General features: G+C 65.1%; 14 protein-coding genes, 1 other RNA gene and 1 pseudogene. 6 read left to right on the top strand and 10 right to left on the bottom strand.

What is annotated here, in order from left to right; translation table 11 throughout:
* Window positions 1-133: 133 nt before the first annotated feature.
* Entirely contained in the window at window positions 134-331 is a 198-nt protein-coding gene (locus ACD584_RS06715; RefSeq protein ID WP_014507319.1) for a hypothetical protein, read from the top strand.
* Window positions 332-711: 380 nt separating this feature from the next.
* On the opposite strand, the gene ACD584_RS06710 is transcribed toward ACD584_RS06715, so the two are convergent.
* From ACD584_RS06710 to hrcA, 6 genes are all read right to left on the bottom strand, one after another.
* Window positions 712-1,839, bottom strand: coding sequence for a prephenate dehydrogenase (locus ACD584_RS06710; RefSeq protein WP_076036020.1), 1,128 nt, complete (start codon window positions 1,837-1,839; stop codon window positions 712-714).
* Window positions 1,836-2,744: a pyridoxal kinase gene (gene pdxY, locus ACD584_RS06705; RefSeq protein WP_076036021.1), complete on the bottom strand. Its 909-nt coding sequence runs from the start codon at window positions 2,742-2,744 to the stop codon at window positions 1,836-1,838. The genes ACD584_RS06710 and pdxY overlap by 4 nt, the downstream gene beginning before the upstream one ends.
* A gap of 228 nt (window positions 2,745-2,972) precedes the next feature.
* A complete protein-coding gene (dnaJ, locus tag ACD584_RS06700; RefSeq protein WP_014507316.1) occupies window positions 2,973-4,103 on the bottom strand; it encodes a molecular chaperone DnaJ in 1,131 nt (376 codons plus the stop codon).
* Between the two features lie 138 nt (window positions 4,104-4,241).
* A complete protein-coding gene (gene dnaK, locus ACD584_RS06695; protein WP_011036660.1) occupies window positions 4,242-6,170 on the bottom strand; it encodes a molecular chaperone DnaK in 1,929 nt (642 codons plus the stop codon).
* A 141-nt stretch (window positions 6,171-6,311) separates the two neighbouring features.
* Window positions 6,312-6,830, bottom strand: a complete 519-nt coding sequence (grpE, locus tag ACD584_RS06690) for a nucleotide exchange factor GrpE (RefSeq protein WP_175611518.1) — start codon at window positions 6,828-6,830, stop codon at window positions 6,312-6,314.
* A gap of 100 nt (window positions 6,831-6,930) precedes the next feature.
* On the bottom strand, window positions 6,931-7,962 hold the full coding sequence (gene hrcA, locus ACD584_RS06685) for a heat-inducible transcriptional repressor HrcA (RefSeq protein WP_029628994.1): 1,032 nt from the start codon (window positions 7,960-7,962) through the stop codon (window positions 6,931-6,933).
* 138 nt (window positions 7,963-8,100) lie between these two features.
* Between hrcA and recN the strand changes: the two genes are divergently transcribed.
* Complete coding sequence (gene recN, locus ACD584_RS06680; protein WP_076036023.1) at window positions 8,101-9,765, top strand: DNA repair protein RecN; 1,665 nt, start codon at window positions 8,101-8,103, stop codon at window positions 9,763-9,765.
* A 653-nt stretch (window positions 9,766-10,418) separates the two neighbouring features.
* On the opposite strand, the gene fur is transcribed toward recN, so the two are convergent.
* Window positions 10,419-10,829 carry a ferric iron uptake transcriptional regulator gene (gene fur, locus ACD584_RS06675; RefSeq protein ID WP_016901564.1) on the bottom strand — a complete coding sequence of 137 codons (411 nt, stop codon included), beginning with the start codon at window positions 10,827-10,829 and terminating at the stop codon, window positions 10,419-10,421.
* Between the two features lie 103 nt (window positions 10,830-10,932).
* Between fur and ACD584_RS06670 the strand changes: the two genes are divergently transcribed.
* Entirely contained in the window at window positions 10,933-11,328 is a 396-nt protein-coding gene (locus ACD584_RS06670) for an outer membrane protein assembly factor BamE (protein ID WP_011036655.1), read from the top strand.
* Window positions 11,329-11,549: 221 nt separating this feature from the next.
* On the opposite strand, the gene ACD584_RS06665 is transcribed toward ACD584_RS06670, so the two are convergent.
* Window positions 11,550-11,846 (bottom strand): RnfH family protein, encoded by a 297-nt coding sequence (locus tag ACD584_RS06665; protein WP_076036025.1) that lies wholly within the window; start codon window positions 11,844-11,846, stop codon window positions 11,550-11,552.
* Window positions 11,847-11,848: 2 nt separating this feature from the next.
* The gene (locus tag ACD584_RS06660; protein WP_011036653.1) at window positions 11,849-12,280 is read right to left on the bottom strand and encodes a type II toxin-antitoxin system RatA family toxin; all 432 of its coding nucleotides are present in this window, start codon (window positions 12,278-12,280) and stop codon (window positions 11,849-11,851) included.
* Between the two features lie 60 nt (window positions 12,281-12,340).
* Here ACD584_RS06660 and smpB point away from each other — a divergent pair, with 60 nt between their 5' ends.
* Window positions 12,341-12,844, top strand: coding sequence for an SsrA-binding protein SmpB (smpB, locus tag ACD584_RS06655; RefSeq protein ID WP_011036652.1), 504 nt, complete (start codon window positions 12,341-12,343; stop codon window positions 12,842-12,844).
* Window positions 12,845-13,091: 247 nt separating this feature from the next.
* On the opposite strand, the gene ACD584_RS06650 is transcribed toward smpB, so the two are convergent.
* The gene (locus ACD584_RS06650; RefSeq protein WP_076036026.1) at window positions 13,092-15,551 is read right to left on the bottom strand and encodes a S8 family serine peptidase; all 2,460 of its coding nucleotides are present in this window, start codon (window positions 15,549-15,551) and stop codon (window positions 13,092-13,094) included.
* Window positions 15,552-15,684: 133 nt separating this feature from the next.
* Here ACD584_RS06650 and ssrA point away from each other — a divergent pair.
* Window positions 15,685-16,081: a transfer-messenger RNA gene (gene ssrA / locus ACD584_RS06645) on the top strand.
* A 107-nt stretch (window positions 16,082-16,188) separates the two neighbouring features.
* Window positions 16,189-16,801 (top strand): annotated as a pseudogene (locus ACD584_RS06640) (integrase); the annotation flags it as partial.

Raw genomic sequence — 16,801 nt, 5'->3', positions numbered from 1 at the left:
CCGTCATTTCGCGCTTCATCGCTTGACGACGCATCGGTAACACGGCGCTGCGCATGCTCGCGACAACGGCCACGAGACCGGTCGCGCGATCGTTGACGGTCGCATTGCAACCTTGAAACTGAGGAGGTGCGAGATGTCTTTTCGGCAATTTCCGGCCGTCGGTGCAGACGGCGAGCCCTACGTGATCATCGAGTTCCGCGACGACCAGCCGCAGGGGCACGCGCAGACACACGCGACACCACGCTATGAGCTCCCCGACGGTCGCCATCTGCTGCGGCAGGGCCAACGCTTCGTCACCAGCGGCGGCGAACTGAGCCTGCAAGCGGCATAACGCCAGCTGGTCATTTTTTGACCATGGCAAACCCGGCCGCTGCGCGGCAAGGGCTGATGCGAGTTATCCACATGCTTGTCCAGGATTCATCCACACCCTGTGTGGATGAATCTGCCATGCGTCAGCGCCAGTGCTCGGGGCCGCTTTCACCCGTAGTTCGAATTGCGCGCAGCGGGCGAGTCCGCTTCGACTTGCCACTGCGTTGCTGTCGCAGATGTGTTGCGTCCAAAGGCCACTCGATTGACAGAAGCAAAGCGCCTTAAAGCCTGCCTACTCGCGATGCGGAACAGGCGTGGGCACGCGTCAGATACACGACTACATCGCTGCCGCTGATGAGTCAGGTCTTGCATACTCCGGTGCATGACGATGACTCGAAAAACTCAACGCTCCCGATCAACGCGCTCCAGCACCCGCCCGATCCGGTCGGCATCGATCTGCGCTGCGGCGCGGCCCAGTGCAGCGCGATCGCTCTCCGGCTCGAACCCCATCCGGAAGTGCAGCTCACCGCCGGGCGTGCGCGAGGAGTGGATCGAGGACAGGTTGACGCCGTGCTGCTCGAATACATGCAGCAACACGCGTAACGAGCCCGGCTGGTCTTCGGGCAAATACACGCTCAAGGTCAGCGGCTCGGTGAGGTCGGCCAGCAGGTAGCCCACCCGTTCATACGTGTAGTTGCCGGCCGCCAATGAGTCGCCTTGCAGGGCCTGCGCGTTGGCGTCGAGAAAGGCCTGCCGAAATCGCAGGCGCGCCGCATCATCGCCCTGCACCACCAGGCTGCGCAGTTCTTGCAGCTGCGCGAGCAAGCGGTCGAGCATTTCGGCAACGTAAGGATTGCCGAACTGGATGTCTTCGTAGATCGACGGGTTGAGCGAGAGAATGCGCGCGATCACCGCGGTATCCAGTTCGAACGAGGCCGAGCGGTATGGCATCAAGGTGCGCAACTCGCCGAGCAAGGGGGCGTAGTCGCGCAAGGTGCCGGCCTGCGCCAGATGGGTGGCATGCACCATGGCCTGCACGAGCGCCATCACGCGGTCGTGGTGTTCGGGCGTGGCGTAGACGCACTCGGCCTGCAACGCGCTGCACAGCGCATCCACCCAGCCGGACCAGCGCTGCACACGTGCGCGGCAGACCACCATCACCCGCCCCTTCAAGGTGGGCGACTTGGGCGGTGCGGTCATCGGGTGCAGGCCCACCACCTCGGCCTGCGACGCCAGCATCGCCGCGACTGGCGCCTGCTTGATCGAGGTGACATCCAGCCACAGTTGCTCCGCCGCACGCGCGCCGGCAAGAGCGGCATAACGTTCGATCAGCGCAGCGGTGTGGCGGATTGGTGCCGAAAAAATCAGCACATCGGCGCGCGCCACCAGCGTGGCGTCGTCCAGCCCGTCCGGTAACGCCGGATCCACGCCGATCACCTCCAGCCCCATGCGTGTGCGCAGGAACTGCGCCAGCCAGCGCCCGTAGGCGCCGGCGATCCCGACGATGCCAACGACCGGATGCGCGATCACGCCAGTCGCTCAACCGCAAAGCGCGGCGCGGTGCCAAGCGCGGCCGGCGCGGCAGCCAGCACATCGAATTCCTCAAAGCCGGCAGCCAGGGTGGCCTCCAGCGCCGCATGCACGCCGGTCAGTGCATGTCCCACCGCTTGCTCGAATGGCACATCGCGCAGCAGCAGGCCGATCAGCAACGCCATCAGCACATCACCGGTGCCGGCCACGTCCACCGGCAGGTGCGGGCTGGCCCAGCGATAGACTACCTCAGCGCTCACGGCCAGGGTCACCAGCTCGCCGGTGCCGCCGGCCACGCTATGTGCAAGCACCCATTGCGGGCCACGCGCAAGCAAGGCGCGCGCGGCGACGATGGCATCGTCCTGTTCCAGACTCGGCAGCCCGGTCAGGCGACCAAGCTCGAAGGCATTGGGCGTCACCAACCAGGCATGCGGCAACAGCCGCTCGGCAAACACGCGCTCCAACCCGGGCTCCACGTAAGGGCCGGTGTGGGTGTCGCCAATCACCGGGTCCAGGCAATAGCGCAACTGTGGCGCCTGCGGCAGGGTCTGCTCCAGCCAGTCCGCAAAGGCCTCGCCATTGGCCAGACTGCCGAAGTAACCGGAGACCAGCATGCGTGCACGCTGCGGCAGGCTGCGCTCGGTCGCGCCCAGCAACAGATCCGCCAGCCAGTCGGCCGGCAGGATGCGCCCGCGCAAGGTGGCATAGAACGGCGCATTGCTCAGCAAGGTGGTGGGCACTTCCACCACGCGCAAGCCCAGCGCGCGCAACGGCGGCACCGCCGCGCTGTTGCCGGCATGCCCGTAGACCAATTGCGATTGCACCGAGATCACATCGACCGGTACAGGACCATCCGGGCGCTGACGGCGGCCGTGGACGAGGTGGCTGTCGGTTGCGTCGCTCATGCAGGCACCATCTTCGAAAGAGATGTCCCATTATCCGCGCAAGCCAGCAAGCGTGCTGTCGAAACAGCAGGGATGGCACACCCGCGCAGACAACGCTGCGCCTGGTGACTGCTTGGTTATGCCGAGTTGGGCAGGCAATCCGCGCAGGCGATTCCATAAAAAAATCCGGCGTGCATCGCTGCACGCCGGACGTTGCTGGATCACATCACCTGGATCGGCGTCCCTGGATCAGGACGTCATCCGATCCCAGAAACCCTTCACCCCATCGATGAAGGTCGCCGACTTGGGCGAATGCTTGCGCGCGTCCTCACCGGTGAACGTGGCCTCGAACTGCTTGAGCAATTCGCGCTGATCGGCGGTGAGATTGACCGGCGTTTCCACCACCACGCGGCAGTACAGATCGCCCTCGCTGCGGCTGCGCACCGAGCGCACGCCCTTGCCGCGCAGCCGGAACAGCTTGCCGGTCTGCGTTTCGGCCGGGATGCGGATTTCCGCCTCGCCGCCCAGCGTGGCCACCCGCACGGTGTCGCCGAGCGCGGCCTGCGAAATGCGGATCGGCACCTCGCAATGCAGGTCGTCGCCATCGCGCTGGAAGATCGCATGCTCGCGCACGCGCACTTCCACATACAGATCGCCCGGTGGCGTACCGGCCGGGCCGGCTTCGCCCTCGCCTGCCAAGCGGATACGGTCGCCGGTGTCCACGCCTGCCGGCACCTTGATCGACAGCACTTTGTCCTCTTCCACGCGACCAGCGCCGTGGCAGGTCTTGCACGGGTTCTGGATCAGCGTGCCGCGGCCGTCGCAATGCGGGCAGCTCTGCTGCATGGCGAAGATGCCGCGCTGGATGCGGACCTGACCGCGCCCATGGCAAGTTGCGCAGACTTCCACCTTGCCGTCTTCCGAGCCGCTGCCGTGGCAGGGGTCGCACTCGATCAGCGTGGGGATCTCGATGCGCCGCTCGATACCGGCGACGGCTTCTTCCAGATCCAGTTCCAACACGTAGCCAACGTCGGCACCACGTCGCGCAGCGCGCGGACCGGCGGCGCCACCGCCAAAAATATTGCCGAAGATATCGCCAAAGATATCTCCCATGTCCGGACCACCAGGCCCACCACCGCCGCCGCCCATGCCGTGCTCGAACGCCGCATGGCCGTGTGCGTCGTAGGCACGGCGCTTGTTGCCGTCCGACAGCACTTCATAGGCTTCCTTGCATTCCTTGAACGTTGCCTCTGCAGCAGCGTCGCCAGGATTGCGGTCCGGGTGGTACTTCATGGCACAACGCCGATAAGCCTTCTTCAGCTCCTCGTCGCTGGCGCCACGGGCCACGCCCAGAACTTCGTAGTAATCGCGTTTGCTCATGACAGGGAATCGGGAATCGGGAGAAGGGAATCGTTCAAAGCGTACATCCTCACATCAGTAGGCATCCGGAAGGGTCAGAACAGCGAAGGAGCGATGCCGTAGCACCGCTCCTCCGATTCTCTATTCCCTATTCCCGACTCACGCCTTCTTGTCGTCCTTGACCTCGGTGAACTCGGCGTCCACCACGTCATCGGCGGCCTTGGAAGCCTGCGCATTGCCGCTGGCCGCATCGGCGTTGCCGCCCTGCTCTGCCGCGGCGGCCGCGGCGTACAGCGACTGGCCGGCTTCTTCCAGGGTCTTGCTGCGCGCTTCGATCTGCGCCTTGTCGTCGCCCTTCATGGCGGTTTCCAGGTCGGCCAGGGCCGCTTCCACCTTGCCGATCACATCGCCACCCACCTTGCTGCCATGCTCGGTGATCGCGGTGCGGGTGGCGTGGATCAAGCCATCGGCCTGGTTGCGGGTCTGCACCAGCTCCTGGAACTTCTTGTCTTCTTCGCGGTTGGCTTCCGCGTCGGCGACCATGCGCTGGATCTCTTCATCCGACAGGCCCGAACCGGCCTTGATCTCGACCTTCTGTTCCTTGTTGGTCTTCTTGTCCTTGGCCGACACGTGCAGGATGCCGTTGGCGTCGATGTCGAAGGACACTTCCACCTGCGGCATGCCACGCGGCGCCGGCTCGATGCCGGAGAGGTCGAACTTGGCCAGCGACTTGTTGAAGCGGGCCTGCTCGCGCTCACCCTGCAGCACGTGCACGGTCACGGCCGACTGGTTGTCTTCGGCAGTGGAGAAGGTCTGCGAGGCCTTGGTCGGGATGGTGGTGTTCTTTTCGATGATCTTGGTGAACACGCCGCCCATGGTTTCGATACCCAGCGACAGCGGGGTCACGTCCAGCAGCAGCACGTCCTTGACGTCGCCGGCCAGCACGCCGCCCTGGATCGCGGCGCCCACGGCCACGGCTTCGTCCGGGTTGACGTCCTTGCGCGGTTCCTTGCCGAAGAAATCGGCAACCGCCTGCTGCACCTTCGGCATGCGGGTCTGACCGCCGACCAGGATCACTTCGTTGATGTCGCTGGCGCGCAGGCCGGCGTCGTTCAACGCGGTGCGGCACGGCTCGATCGACTTCTTGACCAGGTCTTCCACCAGCGCTTCGAGCTTGGCACGGGTCAACTTGATGTTGAGGTGCTTCGGGCCCGAGGCATCGGCGGTGACGTACGGCAGGTTCACTTCGGTCTGCTGCGAGGTCGACAGCTCGATCTTGGCGCGCTCTGCGGCGTCCTTGAGGCGCTGCAGCGCCAACGGATCCTTGCGCAGATCGATGCCCTGATCCTTGTTGAATTCGTCGACCAGATACTCGATGACGCGGTTGTCGAAGTCTTCGCCGCCCAGGAAGGTGTCACCGTTGGTGGCCAGCACTTCGAACTGCTTCTCGCCATCGACTTCGGCGATTTCGATGATCGACACGTCGAAGGTGCCGCCGCCCAGGTCGTACACGGCAATCTTGCGGTCACCGCCGTTCTTGTCCAGGCCATAGGCCAGGGCAGCAGCCGTCGGCTCGTTGATGATGCGCTTGACGTCCAGACCGGCGATGCGGCCCGCGTCCTTGGTGGCCTGGCGCTGGCTGTCGTTGAAGTACGCCGGCACCGTGATCACCGCTTCGGTGACCTTTTCGCCCAGGAAGTCCTCGGCGGTCTTCTTCATCTTTTCCAGCACGCGTGCGGAAATTTCCTGCGGCGCCATGCGCTTGGAATCGCTGGTCTGCACCCAGGCATCGCCGTTGTCGTGCGCCAGAATGCCGTACGGCACGTGGGAGATGTCCTTCTGCACTTCGCCGTCAGTGAACTTGCGGCCGATCAGGCGCTTCACCGCGTAGAAGGTGTTCTTCGGGTTGGTCACCGCCTGGCGCTTGGCCGAGGCACCGACCAGCACTTCGCCGTCCTTGGTGTAGGCGACGATCGAGGGCGTGGTGCGATCGCCCTCGGAATTTTCGATGACGCGGGCCTTGCCGCCGTCCATGATCGCCACGCACGAGTTCGTGGTGCCGAGGTCAATACCAATGATCTTGCCCATGGATACGCTCCTGATGAGTCTTTAGCTGTGTCCGGCGACGCCGGGTCTGGCTGAGATGTGGGGGTGGTGCGCAGGTGTTCAAGCCACCTGTACGAATCTGCGTTCCGCGTCTGCGCCGGCCGGTTCAGCCGGCAGCAGTGCTCAGTCGTGCTTGGCCACGACCACCAGGGCCGGGCGCAGCAGGCGCTCGTTGAGCAGGTAACCCTTCTGGAACACCTGCACGACATGGCCCGGCGCGATGCCCTCGGCCTCGCCCTGGCTGATCGCCTGGTGCTGGTCGGGATTGAACGGCTGGCCGACCGGGTCGAGCAGGGTCAGGCCGTTGTCTGCAGCGACCTTGAGCAGCTGCTTGTAGGTCAGATCCAGGCCATCGCGCAGCGGGCTGGGTTCGGTGCCGGCGGCGGCGAGGCCCGCGTCCAGGCTGTCGAACACCGGCAGCAGTTCGCCGAGCAGCTTCTCGTTGGCGAACTTGCGCGCGTTCTCCACATCGCGGGCGATGCGCTTGCGCTGGTTCTCCAGGTCGGCGCGCTCGCGCAGGGCGTCGGCCTTGACCAGGGCGATCTCGCTGCGCAAGGACTCGATCTCGGCCTTGAGCGGATCGGTCTCGGGCGGGTTCTGGGACAGGTCTTCGGAGTCGAATTCGGGGTGGTCTTGGTTCATGTGCAGTTCCCGGGCAAGCGGAACGCCCGCCCCAACGTCACCCCGTATGTGGGCGCTCGCGCGCGTTTCAAGCAAATTCCATCGCTCCGATCGAGCGCGGTTATCGCGTGCCGGGCGGCTCCATGGCCGCGCCCAGCATCTGCGCGGCGGTCTGCACCAGCGGAATCACCCGGTCGTAGGCCATGCGTTTGGGCCCGATCACCCCCAACACGCCCAGCACCTGGCCGCCGGCGGTATACGGAGCGGTGACCAGCGAGACGTCGTCCAGCGACACCATGCCGGTTTCCTCGCCGATGAAGATGCGCACGCCCGGCGCCTGGATGGTGCGTTCGAGCAGCTGCAGGATCTCGCGCTTGCTGGCGAAGGCCTCGAACAGCTCGCGCAGCCGGTCCAGGTCCGACAGGTCCTGCACGCCCATCAGGCGGGTCTGCCCGGCCATCACCATGTCGTCGGCGTCGGCCGGCACCAGCGCTTCGCTGGCCAGGTCCACGCTGTGCGCCAGCAACTGCTCCATCTCATTCTTGGCCAGCCGCAGTTCGCGCAGCAGCGAGGCGCGGATGTCCGACAGCGCGCGCCCGGCGAACTGCGCGTTGAGGTAGTTGGCCACCCGTTCCAGCTCGGCCGGCTCGTAGGCGCGGCGCGGCTCGATCACCCGGTTCTGCACCTCGTTGTCGGCAAATACCAGGATCGCCAGCACCCGGCGCGCGTCCAGCGGCACGAAATCGATATGCCGGAACGCAAACTGCTCGCGGCGCGGCGCGCTCACCACGCCCACGAAGTGGCTCATCGCCGACAGCATCTGCGAAGCGCTACCCAGCAGCGACTGCGTCCCGTTGCTGCTGGCCAACTCGGCGCGCAGCCGGCGCACCTCCTCTTCGCCGGGCGGCTGCATCTGCACCAGGCTGTCGACGAACACCCGGTAGCCGTGCGCGGTGGGCACCCGCCCGGCCGAGGTGTGCGGAGAACTGAGCAGCCCGATGTCTTCCAGGTCGGCCAAAATATTCCGGATCGTCGCCGGGCTGACATCCAGGCCGGCATGCTGGGCCAGCGTCTTGGAGCCCACCGGTTCGCCATCGCGGATGTAACGTGCGATCAGCGTGCGCAGCAGGTGGCGTGCGCGGGGGTCGAGCATTGGGGACTGGGACGCGCGCATGGGATCATCCGGTGAGACTGGGCATAGATAATGTCTGGCTCCGGGGTTGGCAAGCATCCCATTCCCCCAGCGTCCCCATCGGCCCTAAGCTTCCCCAAAGCGTTCACACTCGATCCCATGCTCAGACACCTCTCAATCAAGGATTTCGCCGTTGTCCGCGCCACCGAACTTGAATTCGGGCCGGGCATGACCGTGGTCTCGGGCGAAACCGGCGCCGGCAAGTCGCTGATGGTGGATGCGCTGGGCTTTTTGTCCGGCCTGCGCGCCGACAGCGGCGTGGTCCGCCACGGGGCCGACCGCGCCGAGCTGTCGGCCGAATTCCAGCTGCCGGCCGAGCACCCCGGCCTGACCTGGCTGGCCGACAACGAGCTCGATGACGATGCCCAATGCCAGCTGCGCCGGATCATTCGCGCCGACGGCGGCTCCCGCGCCTGGATCAATGGCCGCCCGGTGACCTCCTCGCAGCTGTCCGACCTGGCCGCGCGGCTGGTGGAAATCCACGGCCAGCACGAGCACCAGGCGCTGATGGCCCGCAACAGCCAGCTGGCCCTGCTCGATGCCTACGCCCGCAACAGCGCCCAGCGTGAGCAGGTGCGCCAGGCCAGCCAGCGCTGGCAGGCGCTGCTGGACGAGCGCGATGCCCTGTCTGCGCAAGGCGATGTCTCCGACCGCATCGGCTTTCTGGAGCACCAACTGGCCGAATTGGAGCGCGAGGACCTGGACCCGGCGGCCATCGCCGCGCTGGACACCAACCATCGCCGCCAGGCACACGCCACTGCCTTGATCGGCGCCTGCGAGAGCGTGGTCCAGCAGCTCAATGGCGACGAGGGCCCTTCGGCGCTGGGCCTGCTGCAGGACAGCCGGCACGACCTGGCCCGGGTGGCCGAGCACGAGCCGCGGCTGGGCGAAGTGGATGCGCTGCTGGACAGCGCCGCGATCCAGATCGAAGAAGCGCTCGCCCTGCTCGACCGCGTGCGCGACGACCTGGATGCCGACCCCACCCAGTTCGAAGCCATGGAGCGCCGTCTCGGCCGCCTGCATGACCTGGCCCGCAAGCACCGCGTTTCGCCTGACGAGCTGGCCGCGCATCGTGACCATCTCACCGCAGAGGTTGAGAACCTGCGCGGCGCCGACGAACGCCTGCAGCAGCTGGACAAGCACATCGAGGCGGCCATCAGCGTCTGGCAAGGCGCCGCCAGCGTCCTCAGCGCCAGCCGCCAGAGCGCTGCGCAAGCGTTGTCCGCTGCCACCACCACGCTGATCGGTGAACTGGGCATGGGCGGCGGGCAATTTTTGATCCAGTTGCAGCCGCAAGAGACCCTGCGCCCGGATCCCAATGGCGCCGAGCGGGTGGAATTCCTGGTTGCCGCCAACGCCGGGCAGCCGCCGCGGGCCCTGCGCAAGGTGGCCTCCGGCGGCGAACTGTCGCGTATCTCGCTGGCGATCGAAGTGGCGGCGCTCGGCCTGGACAGCGTGCCGACCATGGTGTTCGACGAGGTCGATTCCGGCATCGGCGGCGCGGTGGCCGACATCGTCGGCCAGAAGCTGCGTGCCCTGGGCGAAGAACGCCAGGTGCTGTGCGTCACCCACTTGCCACAGGTCGCCGCCAAGGGCCACGCGCATTACCGCGTGAGCAAGGCGCCGGTGGATGGCATGACCCAGAGCGCGGTGGAACTGCTCGGCCCGCAGGCACGCCAGGAAGAACTGGCGCGCATGCTCGGCGGCGTGGAAGTCAGCAAGGAAGCCCGCGCGGCGGCGCGCAAGCTGCTGCAGAGCGCCTGAGTTGCAGGGCGGGCACATCGTGCTGCGGGCTCGCAGCGCGATGTGCCCGCCCGAGTTCGCACTGACTTTCCCTCCGCGCTTGCGGGGCTGGATATTGCTGCGATCGGTAGATCGGCATGCCTGTTGAGCTCCGACTCTCAGTGCGATTGGCCTGTTCGATAGCGCAGGCCTGGTGATTCGGTAAGCCGGCACCCGATGCAGTATTTACGGCGCATCGCGACAATGCGGCGCCAGTGTCTTACCTGAGACCAATTCCAGACTGAAGCTGGGGCGCTTGCTCCCGCCGAACGGCAGGCGTACATCGCGCTTGACCACGGACGTCTCGATTGCGGCGCGCGCTGCAATTGCTGCGCACGCGCACTGCACAACGCCCTAGCCACACGTGACATGCGCAATCCACGCATCACTGCAGACCTCCTGCATCGGCAGTTGAGTAGTGGGATGGCAGTACTCAATCGTCGCGTGCAGGCGCAGCGGCGGGCACGCGCTGTGCGGCGCACCAAAACGCACTTACGCGCCAGAACGCTGACCGCTGTTTCATCTAACGCCAAAACGGATAGCACGTCGCGCGCAGCAGATAGCAATGCGCTTCTCCCAAACATGCACAAGGCGGCCGAAGCCGCCTTGTCAGTGTTGCCTACAGCAACGTGGCGTCAGCGCGGGCGCTTCTTGCGCACGTACAGCACCAGCGAATGTTCTTCGAGCTCGTAGCCATGCTGCGCCGCGATCTGGCGCTGCAGCGCTTCGATTTCTTCGCTCTCGAACTCGATCACGTGGCCGGTGTCCACATCGACCATGTGGTCGTGATGGCCGCCGCGGTCCAGCTCGTACACGGCCTGGCCGCCTTCGAAATTGTGCTTCAACACCAGGCCAGCAGCCTCGAATTGGGTCAGCACGCGGTAAACCGTGGCCAGGCCGATTTCGTCGCCATGGTCCAGCAGCTGGCGATAGATGTCTTCTGCGCTGAGGTGGTGCTGGTTGCTCTTCTGTTCGAGCAGTTCCAGGATCCGCATACGCGGATGGGTCACCTTGAGCCCGACTTTGCGCAGGTCGTGGGTTTCCATACGTTCTCCGTTCATTGGCGATTTAGCGCCAGCTGCCTGAGACGGGTCGCGGCGACCGCCGGGAGTGTATCATCGGCGTGATTTCCTCAGCACTTAATCCCCGATGCGCAATCTCCTGCTGGTCGCCGCCGTTGCACTCTCCACCGCTGGCTGCGGCATCATCTACAAGCAGCCGATCTACCAGGGCAATCTGATCAAACAGACCGCCGTGGAGCAACTGCAGGTAGGCCAGAGCAAGCAGCAGGTCAGCGCGTTGCTGGGAACACCGTCCATCCCCGATCCGTTCCATGCCCAGCGTTGGGACTACACGTCCACGCAGCGTGTCGATCGTCTGGCGCGGACCGACGTCAAGAACTTCACCGTATTCTTCGAAAATGAGCAGGTCGTGCGTTGGGAAGGCGATTATTTCCCGGCCCAGGACGAGCAGCTGGCCAAGTCGGCGCCCAAGCAGTTCGGCCGCAACCTGGCCCGCGACAAGAAGAAGCAGCGCGGCCGCTGAGGACGCTAGCGCGGCGAGTGGATCACCGCTCGCTGCTGCTTGATCGGGGTATCGCTGGTCAACGGCCAGCCCTGCTTGTCTCGATGCCCCCACAGGATGCTGCGCCTGTTGCTGCCATGCACGTGCTCCGAGGCGCTGCCTCTTAGCGCCCTGCTCTTTTGAAGCCCGCCCCGTGCCTGGGGCCGATGGCAACTCATCTCTCCACGCGCATCAAACGCATCTTACGGCGAAGCATTGCGCTTCTTTCGCGTGCCCGGCGCCTGTTTGGCGGGCGCGGCACGACGCCGGCGCGCCTCCTTCGGGTCCAGTAGCAGCGGCCTGAGCAATTCGACGCGGTCGCCGTCGTGCAACACCTGGGCCGGCGTGGCAATCACGCCATGCACCGCCTGGGCGACCAGCGCCTGGTGACCGGCAAACCCGGAGGCGGCAACGGCCTCGGCCACGGTGGCGCCCTCGGCAAGTTCCAGCTGGACCGCGCAGTAGCGGTCCGGCCAGGCGACGATCACCTCCACCCGCATGACTAGACGTCGCCGCGATCGGCGACCCGCACGAAATCGTTGACCATGCGGTCGGCCAGGCCCTGGAAGCCCAGCGCCAGCGCCGGGCCCAGCAGCCGCGAGCTGGTTTCCACTTCAAGGGTCAGGCTCACCTTGCACGCGTTGTCACCCAGCGATTGAAATTCCCACAGGCCTTCCAGGCGCTTGAACGGCCCGTCGCGCAGATGCATCACGATGCGTTCGGGCCGCTCCAGGATGTTTTCGGTGGTGAACCAGGTGCGGAACGACCCCAGCCCCAGGTCCAGCCGCGCCACGATGTGGGCGTCGTCCTCTTCAAGCACATGCGCAGCGTCGCACCAGCCGAAGCGGCGCGGATAGGCGGCGACATCATTGACCAGATCGAACATGCGGGTGGCGCTGTGTTCGACAAGGGCGCTGCGACGGATGGTAGGCATTCTCTGACTTGTGAAAGACGGGCGATCGTTTGGCGACGCCGAATCGGCGACAATAGCGGCATGAGCAAGAAACCTGCCAAGGATAAAGCAAAGAGCGCGACGGCCACGAAAACCATCGCCCTGAACAAACGTGCACGCCACGAGTACCACCTCGAGGAGCGCTATGAAGCCGGTCTGGCCCTGCAGGGCTGGGAGGTCAAGGCCATCCGCGCCGGGCGCGCGAACATCGTCGACGGCTACGCCTACGTGCGGTCGGGCGAGATTTACCTGATCGGCGCGCAGATCACCCCGTTGATCCAGGCTTCCACCCACGTGATCCCGGTGGAACGCCGCGACCGCAAGCTGCTGCTGCACCGGGCCGAGATCGACAAGGTGCTGACCCGCGTGGAGCGCGAAGGCTACACATTGGTGCCCACCGCGCTGTACTGGAGCAGCAACAAGGTCAAGCTGGAGATCGCATTGGCCAAGGGCAAGCAGTCGCACGACAAGCGCGATGCCGCCAAGGAACGCGACTGGCAGCGCGACAAGCAGCGCGTGATGCGGCGGCATAATCGGGATGCGTGAGTAAGCCGGGAATCGGGATTGGGGAATCGGGAATCGTAAAGGCGGCATCGCCTGAGCTTGATGATGGCTGGCATCGCCAGCTAGGTGGCGGACATCCGGGCAGTGCGCTGACGAGGACTCCTGCCCGTTCTCGCGGCGCAACGCGTCGCTAGCCGAACTCGAGCTCATCACGCTGCGTGGTACCGGCTCTCATCGACCAACCTTCGCTTTTGCGATTCCCGATTCCCTACTCCCAACTCCCGCGCCATCACGTCTCTCCAAGCATCCGCATCAAATTCGGCACCCCCCTGCCCTGCACGTAGCGATCGCGCTGCAGGTCGGTGCAGGTGTCCAGCAGCAGTTGCTTGACCCGGTCCGGAAAGCCGATGAACTCGCGGCGTGCGGATAAAAACCCGGCCAGCACGCCGGACACATGCGGTGCGGCCATGCTGGTGCCGCTCATCTCGACCATCAGGCTGGACGGGTCGCGCGGGTCGAAGCCGTAGTACGCGGACAGGATCTTTTCGCCGGGGGCGACCACATCGGGTTTGGAGCGGCCATCGGCGGTCGGCCCGCGGGATGAAAAATACGACACGCCGTAGTTGTGTGGGCTGCTCTTGTGCACCGATCCCACCACGATCGCGTCCTCCAGATTGCCCGGATCGCTGATCGACAGATCCATGTTCGCCGGATAGGTGCCGCCGTCGTTCTGCATCAGCCAGGCCAGGCCTTCGTTGCCGGCCGCCACCACTACCAGCACGCCCTGCCGCCACAACCGCCGCAACTCGTTGCATAACGGCGTGAAGCCACAGCCGTAGCTTTCCGGGTCAAAGCACCCGCCCAGGCTGAGATTGACCCCGTGGATCACCAGCTCGCCGGCACGCTCGTTGAGGTCGGCCACGTGCTGCACCGCCTTGATCATCCACGAATCGCGCCCGTTGCCGGCGTCGTCCAGCACCTTGAAGCCATAGAGCTGCGTCTCTGGCGCCATGCCGGCAAATTCCAGCAGTTCGCCCGGCTTGCCACTGGCATCGGGCACCGTCGCCCGGCAACAGCCGGCGATGATGCCGGCGATGTGCGTGCCATGGCCGTGCCCGTCGAGTGCGGTGAACCGTTTGCCATCGGCCCGCGTCAGCCGCTTGGGCGCGCCGCGCCGCGTGCAATCCCACTGCGCCACCACATTGTCGCGCTCGCCCGGCACGAAGAAATGCGAATGCCCGGCCGCAATGCCGGTATCCAGGACCGCCCAGCCGATCTGCTGCCCACGTGCGCGATACGCCGTGCGTGCTGCATTCACATGCAGCACGTTGCCCGAGACGTGGATCAGCGCCCGCTTGCCGGCATCGCGCCAGACGCGCCGGAAACCCAGTGCGCGGTAGCGGCTTTGCAGCGTTTCGATCTCGAACCGCGTCAGCCGCGCCGAAATGAAGCGCTGCAGGCTGTCTTCGAGTTCGATCGCCTCATCCAATGCATCGCCGTCCAGGCCGGTGCTATGCCCGGCAATCTGGCGCATGTGGGTGAGCAAGTGCGCACGCACGCCGGCCGGGTCCGCACCCAGGACGCGACGGTCCAGTTCGATCAACACCTCATGCCGGTAGTCTGCGCCGTGCGCTTCGAGCTGCTCACTGAGGTCCTTGATCAGCACCGCATTGGAGACCGGTTGATCGAAGCCCACACCCACCGCCTGCCGCACCGCTGCACGCACCTGCGGAATTGCCAAATATCCCGAGCCCGAATGCGGGTTGTGCTCCCAGTCCGGGTTGAGCCGCGCGGCGGCGATGTTTTCGAACCGCCCCTTGGCATTGGCGATGTCGTCAGTCAGGTCTGGATCCAGCGCGATCGGATCGCGCGTTTCGGCCACGTTGACCCAGCGCCGTACGCAGTCGGGGAACGGCAGTTTGCGCGTCCCGGTCCAGCGCTTGAACATGCTGCGCACCTGCGGCAGGCCCAGCGGCGAGCCCAGGGTCAGAAACAGCGCCACCTCGCAGCCATCGGCCTGCAACTGCCGCAGCACGTCGTAGGCAATCATCGAGCCCTGGCTGTGCGCCACCACCACGAACGGCCCGCCACCGGCGCGCAACCGTTGCGCCAGGCTTTCGCGCATCTGCGCGGCCCGCTCCGGGACAAAGAACAGATCGTGCACATCCTGCAGCAGCGCCGCAGAAATCAGCCGCAGCAGCACGCGGTTGATCGCATCGATCGGCCCCTTCGCCTGCACGCCGCCGGCAAGCGGCGCGGCCTGCAGCTCGTCCAGCATCTGGTGCAGATCAGCACGCTCCTGCTCGCTCTGTGCCAGCGCATCGGCCAGCGCATGCAGGTCCTGCTCGCCCGGCACCAACCCCAGCGTGCTCAACGCCCGCTGCACGCTCTGGTTCAACGCCGGCCCCACATCGCGGCCATCGCAACTGCCGGGCTCCGGCACCGGGTAGCGCTCGCGGTTGACCCAGTACGCCAGCCGCGTGCGCTCACCCATCGGGCGGCCGAACAAGGCCTTGTCCCACTGGCAGCGCAACACCTCGGCCGGTGGCTTGTTGCCGATGCCATGGATGTAGATGACGGTGCGGGCCTTGCCCTGCACCCGCGTGCGATGGCCGTTTTCCTCTTGCGTTTCCGCCTTGGCGGCGGCCTGACGCCCCGAACGGCGCTTGGCCGGCGGGGCGGTCTTGGCGGCCTTCTTGGTTGCGGCGCGCGTCGTGCGCGGGCCGGTGGGGCGCTTGCCTGTGCTCATCCAGTAGCTCCTTCAGTTCCGGATAGTTCCGGCCTGTGCAACTGAAGCCACTGTAAGCGCTGCCTATCTCACTACTTGTGACCGGGCGCGCCGATCCCTACACTGGTCACGTCAGCGTTTTGATGCTTTCCCCGGGGGTGCACTGGTTTCGACGGGGGTCGCGAAGTCGCTTGGCGCATGCCGAGGGGGCAGCTTTCCTCGTTAATCCAGCAGCAAACTTTTAGTTGCCAACGACGACAACTACGGTTCGGACTTCGCTATCGCCGCTTAATTGGCTTTAGTTGTAGTTCTACAGCCGCCTAAGGCGAACCCCCGAAACTACTTGTGCCCGTGCTCGTAGATGTAGGGTCATTATCACGGAACCGCCGGTAGTGGCTGCCTGTCAGCTATCGGTTAGATCAAGCAGGCTGGTTTTCAGGTGCGCTTTGCCCGCCGTGCTGCCTGGGAACGAGATCTAACGGAGGGATAAGCATGTAGTGCTGGGGATGGAGTGCTTCCGGACGGCGGTTCGATTCCGCCCACCTCCACCATCTGAACGCGGAAGAGAGCAGTAAGTGCTTGATTCTGCGAAGGTTCGGCCCGGGGTTTGATGTTCAGTTTGAGCCTGCGTTAGGTATCAAACGAGGTATCACACCCCGTGCCGAGGCCTTATTTTCTGCGCCGCCCTGCTGGGCTCTACGTGCGCTTCTTCGTCCCGACCGACCTGCAAGCCATCATTGGCTCGCGCTACCTTGTCCGTCCCGTTCGCTTGTCCCTGGGTGATGCTGCCCGACTGGCCGTAGCTCGAACTGCTGTGGCACTCTCGGAAGCATTCGATCGGATGCGGCGGGGGGCAAGCAGCATGAAGGACGATTTGCTGAGCCAGGCTTTGGCCGCATTGCAAGGCAACGAAGCTCAGCCCTACACCATCAAGGTGGGTGGGATGGAACTGTCTGCTGACGGAGCCGAAGACCATACTCGGCTGCTCGAAGCGTTGAAAAATCTCCCGCTGCCCTCTTCCACCGAAGTGAGGAAGAAGGCCGGGTCGTTGTTTTCTGAACGCGCAGCCATCCATGTTCGTGAGATGAAACGGGTCGGCCGAAGTGCGACCAACATCTTTGACACCGAATACAGCTTGGGGCTGTTCGTCGCGTTGGTCGGTGACAAGCCTGTTGAAGACTACAAAGCCGATGATGTGCGGAGCTTCCTGGAAGCCATCGAGCACTACCCCAGCAACGCGAGCAAGAAGGCAGAGTTTGCGGGGCTGGCCC

It is taken from the genome of Xanthomonas sp. NCPPB 2922 (assembly GCF_041520885.1).
Taxonomy (GTDB): Bacteria; Pseudomonadota; Gammaproteobacteria; order Xanthomonadales; family Xanthomonadaceae; genus Xanthomonas; species Xanthomonas campestris.
The sequence above is the reverse complement of the archived record's forward strand: the minus strand, read 5'-3'. Positions and strand labels throughout refer to the sequence as shown.

What these genes read in the sequence shown, in the direction of transcription:
- hrcA (WP_029628994.1), bottom strand. Translation starts at nt 7,962, where the DNA reads ATGCTCGACCCCCGCGCACGCCACCTGCTGCGCACGCTGATCGCACGT.
- grpE (WP_175611518.1), bottom strand. Translation starts at nt 6,830, where the DNA reads ATGAACCAAGACCACCCCGAATTCGACTCCGAAGACCTGTCCCAGAAC.
- pdxY (WP_076036021.1), bottom strand. Translation starts at nt 2,744, where the DNA reads ATGAGCGACGCAACCGACAGCCACCTCGTCCACGGCCGCCGTCAGCGC.
- dnaK (WP_011036660.1), bottom strand. Translation starts at nt 6,170, where the DNA reads ATGGGCAAGATCATTGGTATTGACCTCGGCACCACGAACTCGTGCGTG.
- dnaJ (WP_014507316.1), bottom strand. Translation starts at nt 4,103, where the DNA reads ATGAGCAAACGCGATTACTACGAAGTTCTGGGCGTGGCCCGTGGCGCC.
- ACD584_RS06660 (WP_011036653.1), bottom strand. Translation starts at nt 12,280, where the DNA reads ATGCCTACCATCCGTCGCAGCGCCCTTGTCGAACACAGCGCCACCCGC.
- ACD584_RS06650 (WP_076036026.1), bottom strand. Translation starts at nt 15,551, where the DNA reads ATGAGCACAGGCAAGCGCCCCACCGGCCCGCGCACGACGCGCGCCGCA.
- ACD584_RS06665 (WP_076036025.1), bottom strand. Translation starts at nt 11,846, where the DNA reads ATGCGGGTGGAGGTGATCGTCGCCTGGCCGGACCGCTACTGCGCGGTC.
- ACD584_RS06670 (WP_011036655.1), top strand. Translation starts at nt 10,933, where the DNA reads ATGCGCAATCTCCTGCTGGTCGCCGCCGTTGCACTCTCCACCGCTGGC.
- fur (WP_016901564.1), bottom strand. Translation starts at nt 10,829, where the DNA reads ATGGAAACCCACGACCTGCGCAAAGTCGGGCTCAAGGTGACCCATCCG.
- smpB (WP_011036652.1), top strand. Translation starts at nt 12,341, where the DNA reads ATGAGCAAGAAACCTGCCAAGGATAAAGCAAAGAGCGCGACGGCCACG.
- ACD584_RS06715 (WP_014507319.1), top strand. Translation starts at nt 134, where the DNA reads ATGTCTTTTCGGCAATTTCCGGCCGTCGGTGCAGACGGCGAGCCCTAC.
- recN (WP_076036023.1), top strand. Translation starts at nt 8,101, where the DNA reads ATGCTCAGACACCTCTCAATCAAGGATTTCGCCGTTGTCCGCGCCACC.